Source organism: Candidatus Woesearchaeota archaeon (genome assembly GCA_018675335.1).
Classification (GTDB): Archaea; Nanobdellota; Nanobdellia; order Woesearchaeales; family UBA11576; genus JABJCP01.
Genome location: JABGYH010000007.1, coordinates 1 through 13,212, shown reverse-complemented (window position 1 = coordinate 13,212; position 13,212 = coordinate 1). Strand labels below are relative to the sequence as shown.

At 30.5% G+C, this 13,212-nt stretch carries 18 protein-coding genes; 9 read left to right on the top strand and 9 right to left on the bottom strand.

The window, feature by feature from the left end; translation table 11 throughout:
* Positions 1–48: 48 nt before the first annotated feature.
* Complete coding sequence (locus HN587_04410; GenBank protein MBT7903085.1) at positions 49–879, top strand: hypothetical protein; 831 nt, start codon at positions 49–51, stop codon at positions 877–879.
* Here HN587_04410 and HN587_04405 read toward each other — a convergent pair.
* From HN587_04405 to HN587_04395, 3 genes are read right to left on the bottom strand one after another with little or no spacing between them, the layout of a single operon-like run.
* Positions 872–1,282: a hypothetical protein gene (locus HN587_04405; GenBank protein ID MBT7903084.1), complete on the bottom strand. Its 411-nt coding sequence runs from the start codon at positions 1,280–1,282 to the stop codon at positions 872–874. The genes HN587_04410 and HN587_04405 overlap by 8 nt on opposite strands.
* Entirely contained in the window at positions 1,279–3,552 is a 2,274-nt protein-coding gene (locus HN587_04400) for a hypothetical protein (GenBank protein MBT7903083.1), read from the bottom strand. Before HN587_04400 ends, HN587_04405 begins: the two co-directional genes overlap by 4 nt.
* 57 nt (positions 3,553–3,609) lie before the next feature.
* Positions 3,610–4,320 (bottom strand): hypothetical protein, encoded by a 711-nt coding sequence (locus HN587_04395; GenBank protein ID MBT7903082.1) that lies wholly within the window; start codon positions 4,318–4,320, stop codon positions 3,610–3,612.
* A 100-nt stretch (positions 4,321–4,420) separates the two neighbouring features.
* On the opposite strand from HN587_04395, the gene HN587_04390 reads away from it, so the two are divergent.
* Both HN587_04390 and HN587_04385 read left to right on the top strand, forming a co-directional pair.
* Entirely contained in the window at positions 4,421–4,705 is a 285-nt protein-coding gene (locus HN587_04390; GenBank protein ID MBT7903081.1) for a hypothetical protein, read from the top strand.
* A 78-nt stretch (positions 4,706–4,783) separates the two neighbouring features.
* Positions 4,784–5,785: a hypothetical protein gene (locus HN587_04385; protein MBT7903080.1), complete on the top strand. Its 1,002-nt coding sequence runs from the start codon at positions 4,784–4,786 to the stop codon at positions 5,783–5,785.
* A 6-nt stretch (positions 5,786–5,791) separates the two neighbouring features.
* Here HN587_04385 and HN587_04380 read toward each other — a convergent pair whose 3' ends face one another.
* Positions 5,792–6,418 (bottom strand): YqeG family HAD IIIA-type phosphatase, encoded by a 627-nt coding sequence (locus tag HN587_04380; GenBank protein ID MBT7903079.1) that lies wholly within the window; start codon positions 6,416–6,418, stop codon positions 5,792–5,794.
* 110 nt (positions 6,419–6,528) lie between these two features.
* Here HN587_04380 and HN587_04375 point away from each other — a divergent pair, with 110 nt between their 5' ends.
* Complete coding sequence (locus tag HN587_04375) at positions 6,529–7,212, top strand: rRNA pseudouridine synthase (GenBank protein ID MBT7903078.1); 684 nt, start codon at positions 6,529–6,531, stop codon at positions 7,210–7,212.
* Between the two features lie 5 nt (positions 7,213–7,217).
* On the opposite strand, the gene HN587_04370 is transcribed toward HN587_04375, so the two are convergent.
* A complete protein-coding gene (locus tag HN587_04370; protein ID MBT7903077.1) occupies positions 7,218–7,997 on the bottom strand; it encodes a hypothetical protein in 780 nt (259 codons plus the stop codon).
* Positions 7,994–8,380 (bottom strand): hypothetical protein, encoded by a 387-nt coding sequence (locus HN587_04365; protein MBT7903076.1) that lies wholly within the window; start codon positions 8,378–8,380, stop codon positions 7,994–7,996. Before HN587_04365 ends, HN587_04370 begins: the two co-directional genes overlap by 4 nt.
* Before the next feature lie 105 nt (positions 8,381–8,485).
* Between HN587_04365 and HN587_04360 the strand changes: the two genes are divergently transcribed.
* On the top strand, positions 8,486–8,995 hold the full coding sequence (locus HN587_04360; protein ID MBT7903075.1) for a YgjV family protein: 510 nt from the start codon (positions 8,486–8,488) through the stop codon (positions 8,993–8,995).
* Positions 8,996–9,086: 91 nt separating this feature from the next.
* Here the strand turns inward: HN587_04360 and HN587_04355 are convergent, their stop codons facing one another.
* On the bottom strand, positions 9,087–9,527 hold the full coding sequence (locus HN587_04355; protein ID MBT7903074.1) for a hypothetical protein: 441 nt from the start codon (positions 9,525–9,527) through the stop codon (positions 9,087–9,089).
* A gap of 153 nt (positions 9,528–9,680) precedes the next feature.
* On the opposite strand from HN587_04355, the gene HN587_04350 reads away from it, so the two are divergent.
* From HN587_04350 to HN587_04335, 4 genes are all read left to right on the top strand, one after another.
* Positions 9,681–10,022, top strand: a complete 342-nt coding sequence (locus tag HN587_04350) for an inorganic pyrophosphatase (protein MBT7903073.1) — start codon at positions 9,681–9,683, stop codon at positions 10,020–10,022.
* A 212-nt stretch (positions 10,023–10,234) separates the two neighbouring features.
* Entirely contained in the window at positions 10,235–10,684 is a 450-nt protein-coding gene (locus tag HN587_04345; GenBank protein ID MBT7903072.1) for a 30S ribosomal protein S19e, read from the top strand.
* Between the two features lie 17 nt (positions 10,685–10,701).
* Complete coding sequence (rpl39e, locus tag HN587_04340; protein MBT7903071.1) at positions 10,702–10,875, top strand: 50S ribosomal protein L39e; 174 nt, start codon at positions 10,702–10,704, stop codon at positions 10,873–10,875.
* Between the two features lie 24 nt (positions 10,876–10,899).
* A complete protein-coding gene (locus tag HN587_04335) occupies positions 10,900–11,427 on the top strand; it encodes a hypothetical protein (GenBank protein MBT7903070.1) in 528 nt (175 codons plus the stop codon).
* 58 nt (positions 11,428–11,485) lie between these two features.
* Here HN587_04335 and HN587_04330 read toward each other — a convergent pair whose 3' ends face one another.
* On the bottom strand, positions 11,486–12,292 hold the full coding sequence (locus tag HN587_04330; GenBank protein MBT7903069.1) for a tyrosine-type recombinase/integrase: 807 nt from the start codon (positions 12,290–12,292) through the stop codon (positions 11,486–11,488).
* A gap of 136 nt (positions 12,293–12,428) precedes the next feature.
* Positions 12,429–12,962, bottom strand: coding sequence for an HD domain-containing protein (locus tag HN587_04325; protein ID MBT7903068.1), 534 nt, complete (start codon positions 12,960–12,962; stop codon positions 12,429–12,431).
* Positions 12,963–13,212 lie beyond the last annotated feature (250 nt).

Sequence of the window (13,212 nt, the reverse complement as noted above, 5' to 3'; positions counted from 1 at the left end):
AGGGCGTATACCAACTTTTATTAATTGTTCTAAAATAACGCAATATTGATGAGATCATTAAATTTAGTTAAATTGCATGATTCAGTTTTAGAGCAAGCTCTAAAAGAATGTTTTGAGTCAGTTCCTTGGGTTGGTGCTTTTTTTCAAAGCGAACATCATGGATTTAAACATGGGATTGTTGTTAAAGATAGGTCTGTTGATTTGATTAAAAATTTATCTGAGTCTGAGCGTGAAGAATTTGTGGGGGATGGACTGAGTATAAATCCTGCGCAACCGCTAATTGCAGCAACTGTTGCAACGAAACTTGCGGCATTATTTCATGATTCTGGAAGATTTAATGAGTTTGGATTAGTAGTTCCTTCTGAGCAAAATAATCATCAAGTGATTAGTTCTATTCGTGCTAAACAATTCGCTACTTATTTTAATTTAGCAGAATATGATCCATTAATGACGTCTGCAATTTTATCTCATGATTATCAAAGTCCTACGTTAACTCCTCATTTAAATCCTCCAAGTTCATTAGTTGGAAAAATCGTTCAAGCATCAGATCAAATGGGTTGGTTTCATCCAAATTCAGTTTATAGAACTCTTGCATATAATCAAGAAATTGGAGTTCCATTTTATGTTGGGGATACTAGTTTGCAAGATAGGCTTAAGTGGATTCCCTCTGGAAGTTCTCCTGATGTAGTTACTGTTTTATTATTTCAATTATTTAGTCCAAAGACTTCTGAGCGTTTTGGAATTGTTGCAGCGCAAAAAAAAGTTTTGTCTTATTCTGCAAAATTAAAAGAAAATATTGTTGGTTTAGCAACTGATTTTGGATGTGGAAAAAAAGTTTTAGATTTAATAAAAATTTATGAAAAATATTATTCTACTTAATGGTTTTCCACCACCAAATTCCAATTCTTATTGTGTGATATAAACTAAGAAATGCACCTATGACTGTTGCCAGATACTCAAGTAAAAACACGAATTGAACAAATGTGAGTAACATCATAATAACATTTACGGGTAGTCCTTTTGTTTTGTTAATAAAAAGAAATACTATGTTTCCAATCACAAACGGAATTATAAAAAATGGTAAAATGTATGATTCAATAAATAATGCTCCTGACAACCACAATAAAAAAACAACAATGACTATTCCTAATTGTATTGTCCCAAATAAATGTTTTTTATTGTTAAAATTTAAATTTTCATTATTCTTTTTATTTTTGGATTTTAATGCTATAATCTCATCCTCGTTATTTTTGAGTTTTTTATTTTTTAAATTAAGTTTCATCTTTCCCTCTCAAGAACAACATTTCCACTTATTTTTGTTCCGCCTTCATTTGCATAGTTGTTATCATCAAAATTATTTCCATCGCCTTCTTTCATAATTCCCATGATATCTTTTGCACTAAAAAACATTTTCGCGATTGCATATCTTGGTCGTATTTTTACTCCTTCTCTCCACATTTTAGAGATTCCTCCAATGATGCTAAAGAATTTTCCTGGGCCCCCATCATCATTTTCAAAATTTACCCAGTAAGGTCCTCTTATTTCGTCTCCTTCTATTTCAAATTTAATATATCTTATGAAATTATATAATACGTCATAGTCTATAAAAACTGAAATATCTTCATCTCCTTCAAATTTATCAACAAATTGTATGGCAACATCTGGATTGATTTGTAAGTATTTTTTTACAATTGCGCCATTGGAATCTTCAAGTTGTAATAATACATCAAATGACCCTCCATGTTTTTCGGCAAGGCGAGATATTAATTCCATCTTTCCTTCGTCGGCTTTAATTTCTGAGATTTCTTTTGCGCTTGGTCCGAAGTCTTTTTTCTTTTCCATTTGATGTTCTATCATAGTTTTTACTAGATTTTTTTCAGGCATCCAAGTGTATTTGTAAAGTGTAGTCCAGTATTTCATATCTCCTTCTACTGGAATTTTTTTCTCCCATACTTCTACGTGGGTATTTTTCTTTTTGTAATCTATATCTATTTGATCAAATCCTTCAGGCCATGAGCTTGATTCTTCTCCGCAATGCATTTCGCGAGAAATTTCTTCTTCATTTCTAGTTAATGTTTCTAAAACTCGTCTAAATCCTGAGTCTCCATTACTTAGTTTTTCTGGATCGTCACCTATAAATTCTTCAAAATACCATTGTACAAATTCTGAGTCAACATCATCTTGAAACGCTTTTCTTATTTGGACATGGTTTTTAATTCGGTTTGTGCAATCCATTTGATTATCAAATTCATTTAATTCATGAAACATATCAAGACCAGGTCCATGACCATTAATTCTTAAATCGGTAAATTGTGGTGAACATACTCCTTCTATCCATAGTTCGCCTTCGGTAAAATTATTGCAGTGTTCTTCTTGAAAACATTGATCAAAACATCTATCTCGAGTTTCGCAGTGTGTTTCACATCTTGGTTCGGTGTGACAATTTGTATCGCATCTTTTTTCACATTTAGTTTCTTGACGACATTCCCTGTGGCATTCTTCTATTTTTGGGAACTCGTTTTCATCTAAATTGTTGTTTGAATTTGCATCGTCAGAATCATCTGGTTCATCATTATTTTCAGAAGTTGTGTTGTTGTTGGTATTATCATTTTCCAAATCATCTTCAGTAGTATTATCATTTGAATTATCCTCAGTATTATTTGAGGGTTCACTTGCTGCTCCAAGTCCAGTTCCAACAGTTTTACATACGTTTTCACAAACTTCTTCTCTGTGGCAATCATCCCAACAATTATCGTCGCAAACTTCTTCTACATAACAACTGTCAGAACAAAATTCTTCAGGTTCACATACGTGATCACATCTATTTTCCCAACGACAGTCCGTTCTATTGAGTTCTTTTAGTCGGGTATTAAATTGTATTTCTTCTTTGTATTGTCGTTCGTCTTCAAATAATTCGTCCATGACTTCGACACATTTTTCTTGTTCAGTTTGAAATTGAAATGCTATAAATTTTAATTTACTAAATCTTTCACGTAATTGTTTCATTTGTTTAGAATTATATTGGTAATCTGAATCTACTGAGTCTAATTCTTTTTTTAGATCTTTAATAAAATTTTTAACATCTGTTTTAAATTCGTCAATTTCGGAATCACTAAATCCTTCGCTGGATCGAACATCAAAAAATACATCATAAAATGCTTCGGATTCACTTTCTCTTTTTTCGTAATAATCTCGATCGTGTCGGTAGAATTCGTTTGCCATCAAAGCAATTTCAAAATCATTTGTGTGCCAAATTTTTTCAAATTTTGCTCGACTTCTTTTTTTGTCTGGTTGTTCGTCCATTACATTTTCAATGTCGGATTCTGAAAATGATCGCTCGCCTGAATCATCTAAATCTTCGTATGCTTTATTTAGTTCATAGTCTATGAATACCACAAGTTTTGGTGCAGTTATTTTTCCTGAATTGTATTGTTCAACATAATTGTCTATGTTTTCAATTGCATCTCCTATGCTTGCGATTGCAAAAGTAATAGAACAAATAAATAGAATGATCAGCAGTGTTAGTCCTAAAAATAATTTACCTCTTTTCATATAGTCGCTCACGCAATCTTTATTTATATACTTTTCTTAATAATTGGGGTGTATTTGTTATTTTTTACTCGATGAATCCCATAATATTTCAAAATGGTTTTGGTAACTTTCCGCAATTGTTTTATTTTTGATTTGTATTATTTTTGGTTTTTCTGAAATTGTGTGGATGACTATGTTGTCATTAAAAATTGTTGTAGTTGCTTCACTTTTTAATTTCAAAAATCTTGTTTGTATATTTTTTACTTGAGTCATAGGATGATTTTTAAATTTTGGGTGAGTTATTATTCTTGAACTAAATCCAATTTTTTCTAATTCTTTTACTAGTGCAGGTGACTCATATAGTATATCGTATGCTCTGCCAGTTGCACCAAATGAACAAGTTTTTTTATGTTTTTTAAATTCGCGAAAAAACATTCGCACTGCAGCTTTTCCTTCATAAACAGTAATCTCTTGTTTTGATTCCTTTGATATTTCTATTTTTTTTAATGATGGAATTAAATTTTTAACATACGCTTCTTTTTCTTTGATTGAATTTAGTAAGTTGTTTGGATCTGCTGCGTCAAAATATTTTTTTTTATCTTTGACAATATAACTTACAAGTCCTTTGTCAATTAATTTATTTAAAATAGAATATGTTAGTGTGCGATCCATGCTTATTATTTTGGAAAGATTATTTGCGGATAATGTTCCTTTGCATAATAGTTCGTAATAGACTTTTGATTCATTTCCTGTGAGTCCTGCAGTTCTTAATTTTTCAATTAAATCCATATTTGTTTATGATCAAAATAACTATTTAAATGTTGTTATTAAAAATAACAACTTAGATTTATATTGGTTGGCAGATTTAAGTCTAATTGGTGTGAAAAATATGGCTAAGTCTGTAAAGTTAGAAAAAATATTATCAAAAGTATCTAATAGTTGGGATGATTCAAGAGATATTGTTGTTGTTAGTGGAATAAGTTTTATTTTTGGGTTTTCTATGGGGTTGGTAGGAAAATTAACTGGGGAACATTGGATTCCAATTATTCCTCCTGCAATGGATTCTATTTGGGGGGTGCCAAGTCCTTACACTATACCTTATGGAGTTGGAGCTGCAATAAATTATCTTCCTGAAATAAGTGCTAGTTTAACAGTGTTTCAAAGCTATTTGTGACTCTTTTTATTTATAAATGCGCCCACAAGCTTTAAAAATTGAATACCTATTTCTAGTGTTTGAAGGGTTGAGATTTTTATGGGAGTACATTTTGATAGATTAGTTGAGATTATTAATAAAACTGAAATTTCTAAGACTGAGTCAGCCGCAGGCATAAATTCTGTTCATGAGTATCTTGCAAGTTTGGCTAATCGTTCAGCATTATTTGATTTCCCTGTTGATTCTCGCGATTTGAGGCCTGTATTATTAGGACAAGGGTTAGAAGAGTTTCATGTTTATCTTAAGGATTATTTAACACTTTCAGCAGAGAATGGTGATTTTTTAGTTAGGCCATTTAAAATTACTGCACTTGAAGATGCTCAATCAGTTGTAATTCTTGAACCATTGGGTGGCAAAAAATATCGTTTTGTTGAATGTATTTGTGATCATATTGGTTCAGATCAAAGGGGTATTGATGAATTAGATATGGATCCGTTAAGTAAAGCATTGGCCTTAGCACAAATTCCTGATGATACAGTAAAAATCGCAGATATTGAAATTGGCGAACTGGTTGAATATGGTGCAGTTAATATTAATGCTAGATTAATCCATTATTCTGAGTGGAAAAATGGTATTAGGCGGCCTTCATCATTTCCTGCAGAAGAACCTATTGGTAATTCTGTTATGTCCTATATTGCTCAAACAGTTTACATTATGGATCCAGAAAATTTTATTATTGGAGTTGAAAGTAATGATAGTTTAGCTATTGCAAGAAAACTAGCAAGAAAATCTCCTAAAAAGAAAGCTAATGGTAAAGTTAGAAAAACTGCAGTAAGACCTCATTATCGCGTACTGAGCACAAATGATACTGCTGATTTTTTAAAATCAAGAACATCAACTCCTCGGCCAATTCATCCTGTGAGGGGTTATTGGAAAACACTTCGTTCTGATAAGTTTGTTAACATGAAAGGGCAAAGAATGCATGTCAAACAATTTTTTAGAGGTGTTGGATCGCTTCAAGGAAGAAATGGCATGAATTATCAAGTTTATGTTAAGCCAGATCCTGTAACAGTTGTACCGTATGTTAATGGTTCGAATTAATTTTTATTAATATTTTCTAATTCCGGGTCCGCAAAGGTCATGTTTAGGTGAAAGAAATCCTTTTCGAGTTAATTTTTCAATATATTTAACTTCTCGTCTTCGAACACTTGCTGCAGCTTTTAGATCTCCTGATTCAGTTAAAAATGCTGTGTGAACAGTTAACATTCCGTATCGATTTCCAAAAACTATGTCTGTAAAAATTCGATCTCCAAACATTGCAAGTTTTGAAGGATCACAATCAAAAAATTCTATGACTGCTTCAAGCCCTCCTGGTTTTTTGTGAATATGTCGCAAAACTTTGATTCCCAAATCATCTTCAATTTGTCTAGCGTCCCTATATCCTTTATCATCGCGAGTTCCAGCCGAGTTTGACATTATACAAATTCGATATCCAAAGACTCGTTTATATTCTTCAAACGCATCTCTAATTGTGGGGTAAATTTCTCTGCCGTAAGGCGCAGTTAAGGTATTATCTTTATCAAAAACCAGTCCTTTTATTCCTACTTGTTTTAATCTTTCAGGATTGATGTATGATATGTCAGGTACTTGAAAATGGGGTATGCTAAGTTCTTTTCTGAAAAATCTTGCTACTGGAAAATATCCGAGTGCTGCAAAGTTTATCATTTGTGCCATTATGGTGCCAATATCTGCAAAACCCTTCTTAAATATTTTCATAATCTAAACTGTGCGTTCGAATATACAAAATAGTTAACTTTATAATACTTAACTCATCTTTTTAAATCATGCATAGGGTTCAAAAGATTTTATCAAACAGAGGATACTGTTCTAGAAGAAAAGCTGAAGTTCTAATAGAAGATGGTAGAGTTAGTGTTAATGATAAAAAAATCACTATTGGTGATCAAGCAGAAGAAGATGATAAGATAACTGTTGATGGTACTGAAGTAAAAAAAGTACGTAAGACCTATATTCTTTTTAACAAACCTCATGGTTGTGTTACTGCATTAACTGATCCTCGTTACAAAACAATAATGGATTATATCAGACTTAAAGAAAGAGTATTTCCCGTTGGAAGATTAGATTATAACACTGAAGGAATGCTTATTTTAACTAATGATGGTGATTTTGCAAATAAAGTTTCTCATCCAAGTCATGAAATTAAAAAAACTTATTTGGTTGGCTTAACTGAATTATTGCCTGAGAATAAATTTAATATGCTTGAAAAGGGACTAGAAATTGATGGTAAAAAAGTTAAACCTCATAAAGTTGAATTATATGAAAAAGATATGGTTGCAATTACAATTCATGAAGGTATGAATCGAGTTATTCGTAAAATGATGTTAAAACTCGATCTTAAAATTAGATTTCTTAAAAGAATTAAAATTGGAAGACTTAAATTGGGATTCCTTAGCACAGGTAAGTTTCGTAAACTCAAACCTGAAGAATTAGATTTAATACTTCAAAAATAAATAACTCATTTTCTTTTGTTTTTATTTATTTGTTTTTTATTTTTGCTTTCTTTTATTTTACGTTTAAGTTTTTCTTTATTCTTTTTGATTTTTTCTCTAACCCTATCTTTCCATTTTTTACGTCTACGATGCAAAGGAAACATGTCTGGATTTTTTTCTACAAATTTTTCTACCATTTGTTTGAATATGTGATGTCTTGTTCCGCTAACATAAAAGTAGCCAATGGTTGCAGCAATTATTGCTCCGATTGCATCAACTATTAAATCACTCATTGTATCAACAAGACCTGACTTTTGCATGTTCAGTCCAAAAAAAGAATCAAGGCTAAATTCAAGTATCTCCCAAACTGCACCTATTGCAAGTGCAAAACTAAATGTGAAGAGTGCAATTGTGACGGGCTTTGCAAATATTTTTCTGTCTTGATATAATGAATATAATAACAAAAATCCTAAAAATCCTAGTGCTGCTCCACTAAGTGTGTGTAAAAACATATCCCACCACCAAAATTTGGTGTAAAATCCTCTGACTTCACCAAAGAATAATGCTGTGAATATGAACAAACCAAATGTTAATTCAAGTTCTGATGGTAAGTATATTTTATAGTTTCGCTCAAGTATTGCGGGTAAGAATGTTAACAACAATCCTGCTAAACTAACAAAAAGCATTGTCCATTTTTGTTGGAGTGCAGTAACGATTATTGCAACTAGATAAGTTGCTCTAATTAAATATGATATTGTTAATGGTGCGTTTTCAATTATTTCTTTTTTTGTTATGTTAAATTTCATTGTGTTATGTCACTCATTGCAATTTCTATTTGGTGTATTAAATCAGTTTTATTTTCATACTCAATAAATTTTTCTATGCCTAGTGCGTGTAATGATCCTGAGTATTTATGTCCTTTCTTATAAAAACATAGAACTGGTATTTTAAATGTTTCATCAGCCCAGGTTAATTCAATGCCTTGGCCGCATTTATTGTGGCTTACTTCTGCAATTACTAAATCAATTCCACTTTCAAATAATTCTTTTGTGGGAAATGCATTATCACTTGTTTCATGGGGTAATATGATCTCGTGCAAATCATTCAAACTACTTGATCTCAATGGTTCATAAAGCTCTGTTTTAAAATCATATCCTTTTGCTCTTGAATGACTCACATATATTTTCATGGATTTTCTACGGTGGTTTTTATTTAAAAAAGTTTCTTTTTGACCAAAGTATTGTCTAAATACAAGAAATGAACATTTATAAAAAAACAAGCATTCAATGCTAATATGATTCAATTAACTGCTGCTTTCGTAATTTCACAAATTTTAATGTTTATTGCAATGGGATTTGATTTTTTAAGTTTGCAGTACAAAAAACGAGAATATACTTTTTTATGTTTAATTATTTCTGCAAGCTTAATTAGTGCTCATTATTTTTTATTAAATAAAATTGCAGCAGGAGTTATTGTTTTTATTTCAGTTTTAAGATTTATGACTTGTTATTTTACTACAAATAAGAAATTTTTATTTATATTTATAGGGTTAAATACTATTTCATTATTTTTTACTTACTCGGAAATTTATGATTTGATAATATATATTGGTCTAATAGTTTTTATTGTTGGAAACTTTCAGAAAGATAATAAATTGATGCGAAAATTAATGATGGTTGGAACTTCAATAATTCTTATTTATAATATAATTATTTTTACTCCATTGGGAGTTATTGCTGAACTTGCTTTTTTATTAAGTAATTTTATTGGTTATTATAGGCACTATATCAAAAACAAAAAATAGTATTTTCTTAACTCGTTTATTAATTAGGGGCATTACGCAAGGGATGGCATATTTCAATTTAGAAAACACTCTACCAATTTAGAATACAAAACTAATTCTTAAAAATTTTCTTACGAAATTCATAAGAAATAATTGTCGGGATAAAAAAAGTTATGTCTGCTAAAATTGTTCCAATAAGAATTGCCAATGAATAGTTAGACATCATATACGGGAAAAAAATTAAGTAAAAAGGTCTAATGAGAAAACTATCTAAATATTCTGCAGGTCCAAATTCAATAAAAATATTTCTTAGTTGAATTAAATAGTTTTTCGTGTGCGCTTTATCTTTCATTTTTCTTTTTTCTCGTAAGTCTCTATAAATGATTGTTCCATAGAATCCTAAATTGTCTGCCCATGTAGCGAGAAAACCTGAGACTATGATATTTCCTGTTAATTGCATTGAGATATATGAACATATTATTGCCAGAATAAGGCCTATAAATTCGGCAAATGCATATCTGTTAAACCATTCTTTTACTTTTTTCTTAAGCATAATGGTAAAATAATCGGTTGAACTTATTTATATTTATCTGAATATTATTTGGTTTTGATTTATTTGACCAGATTTATTGAATTTATTCTGCATATTAAGTTATTTTCATCTCATATCAAAAAATTTATTAATAATTTAACAATCATATTCATTATGGATTATTCAAAAAAATATTTGGGGCAAGAAGTAACTGTGAAAATGGATCGTCCAATGGGAAGTAAACATCCTAAGTGGAATTTTATTTATCCTGTAAATTATGGATTCATTCCAAATACTAAAGCGCCGGACGGAGAAGAATTGGATGCATATGTTTTAGGTGTTTTTGAACCCAAAGAAGAATTTACTGGAATGTGTATTGCGATAATTCACAGAACTAATGATTGTGATGATAAATTAGTTGTGGTGCCAAAAGATAAAAGATATTCTGATGAACAAATTAGGGCTTTAACTGAATTTCAAGAATCATTCTTTGAATCTGAGATTATAAGAACGTAACTGGCGTAAGAATTTTGACTCATTTATCTTCCAACCACAACCTTTTTAAACAACCTCTATTATTTACTACATTATTAAAAAGATTCCAAAAAATCGTTATTTTGGGATTCTGATGGTTTCATTCATCTGAATGTGCCAATTCAAGACTGAAAAGTCTTCAAATAACCAGAAAATAACTAAAATATGTTATTTTTGACCATGAGGATTAAAAAATGCCTACTATGTTTGATGTTCCAGTAAATGACCTAATTGAGGATGTAGCTAAAGAGCTGCAGAATATGCCTGAAATAGAAGCTCCTGAGTGGGCTCCGTTGGTTAAAACTGGAATGAACAGAGAGCGTCCTCCAGTAAGAAAAGATTGGTGGTATGTTCGTTCAGCAGCACTTCTTAGATCAATTCGTATTTTAGGACCTGTTGGAGTTTCTAAACTTAGAAGAAAATATGGTGGTGTAAAAAACAGAGGTCACAAACCTGAGCGTTTTTACAGAGCATCTGGTAATATTATTCGTAAATCACTTCAACAACTTGAAAAAGCAGGACTTATTAAGTATGTTGAAAAAGGAGTTCATAAAGGTAGAATTATTACGCCTAAAGGTGTTTCTATGATGGACAAATTAGCAGTTACTATTCATAAAAATAAAAATTCAAAAAAAACTAATTAAGTTTAACGCGATTGAAAATGGCAAGATACAAACATAAAAGTCGAAAATTAAGACTTATTAAACTTGGTAGAAGAACAAGATGGGCTCCGTTTTGGACAGTGCCTAAAATTTACGGTGTTGGTAGACGTGTTCATCCAGGTCGACATACTGAAGTTAAACGTCATTGGAGACGCACAAAAACTAACGCATAAACAAATAATATTTGATCAGTTAAAATGGCAGATTTAGAACGAAACTACGTAATTCCTTTAAGGAAAGAATGGAGAAAAGCTGTTCGTCAAAGACGAGCTAAGCGTGCAGTTAGTGCGGTGCGTATTTTTATTTCTAAGCACATGAAATCTGAAAATGTTCTTATTGGTCCAAAACTTAATGAAGCGGTTTGGGCTCGTGGTATGCAACATCCTCCTAGTTCAGTTGAAGTAACTGCAATTAAAGATAAAGAGGGTACTGTAACTGTTGAGCTTGTTGGAGTTAAATTCACTTCATTTTCTGTTAAAGAAAAGAAAGAAGAAGGAAATTCTCTGATGGATAAAGTTAAGGGTAAAATGGGTATTAAAGACGAAGAACCTGCAAAAGAAGTTGAAGCAAAAACAGAAACTAAATTTGCAGAAACTAAAACAGAAACAACTCCAAAAGTAAAAGAAGAAGCCAAACCTGTAGAACCAAAACCAAAAGAAGCTAAACCAGAACCTGTTGCTGAATCAAAACCAAAAGACGTTAAATCAGAAGAAAAATCTGAATAAATATTTTCTTTAATTCTAAATTATGATTTAATTAAGTTACTGATTGAAAAAAGTTATATTAATCTAATGGACTTTTAATTTTAGCTAAATTTTTGTTTGAAACCTTTGTATAAATCAATGTTGTACTAATATTAGAGTGTCCTAATAAATCTCTTATGTATCTAATGTCTGTTCCTTGTTCTAGAAGGTGTGTTGCAAAACTATGTCTTAAAGTGTGGGGAGTTATTTTTTTAGTTATGTTTGTTTTCTTCGCTACGTTTTCAATAATTTTTTGTATGGTTCTTGAAGTATATTTTTTTATTCTATTTGTTATAAAAACATGACAGGTCTTATCTGAAGTTAATTTTTGCAATTCACATTTTACTTTTTTTGAAAGCATTACAATTCTATCTTTTTTTCCTTTCGCTTTTTTGATGTGGATAATATTTCTGCTAAAATCAATATCTTCCCATTTAAGATTAATAATTTCGCTTATGCGAAGTCCTGCAGAATAACTGATTTGAATTATAAGTCTGTGATTAATGTTTTTTGTTGCTAAGATTAGTTGTTCTATTTCTTCTTTTGATAAAATTACTGGAAGTTTTTTTTCTCTTTTAACATTGGGTAAATTGCTCAAAATATTATTTGTGCTTGATGAATTTTTATTTATTATTTTTAAGTAAAATTTTATTGCAAAACCTGAAGATCGTATTGTTTCATTAGATTTATTTTTTTCAATTAATGAGAGTAAATATTTTCTAAGTGTTTTTTTTGATTCAATAAATTTTTTAGTATGATATAAATAACTAGTTATGGTTTTTTGAGAATATCCTCTAAGTTTGCACTCTTGTATTATTAAATTTTCAATTTCATTAATTGAATTCATAATTTAAAATCAAATCAGGGCATATTTAAATATTACGCATTTTATAATAAAATCCAACATTAAACGAAATATTTTTACGTTTAATAGTTGTTATAATCAATAAATCTGGAGTCCTAAATTAGAATGGGCAGGAGTTTTAATCTAATAGTTTCTTCAGTTTTTCGATTTGAGGTTTCGCAATTTTTCGTGCAGATGCTAAATTGATTTTTTTGAAGGACTTATCAAACAAATCCAAAAGTTCTTGTTTCGGCATTGTTTCTCTACTGAACTTTTGCCATTCATTATCAAAAAAAGTTCCTAATGCATCTGCTGATTGTATTACTTTAACCTCAATTTCATTATCTTCTTCAGAAAATTTGCTACTATGCTTTAAGATACAATTTAAAATTAGCTTTTTCTTTTTTTCAGGCAGATTTATTTTTTCAAGAAATTTCGTTGATAATTCATAACTTCTTTCATTATGTCCTTTTCTGCCTTTGTCTTTTCCAATATCATGTAGTAATGCAGAAATTTCGACTACATCTTTATCTGCCTTTTCTATCTCTGCTAATTTTAAAGCAAATTTTCTTACTAATTGAACATGATTTTCCCAGAGTTTTGCATCTTCTGAATCTTTTTTACAATACTTTTTTGCAAACTCTTCCACCTTTAATTTCAAATCATGTTCCATCATAATAATACAAATTTTCTAATTATATAAATTTTTGTAAAACTCCTGCCTTTAATACTCTAACTCTAAGGCACTTCGTGCTTGATGTACGGACTCCAGATTTACTCTGAAATTTTCCTTCGGAACGTTGCACTAAATTTCAGCCCTACGGGGATTATAACAGCGATTAAGAGATTCCGAAGTCTTGCAGACTTCTCCATCCAAATTCGGTTTTGTGGGTTGCCTCAAAACCGAACTTCTCTTAATCGCG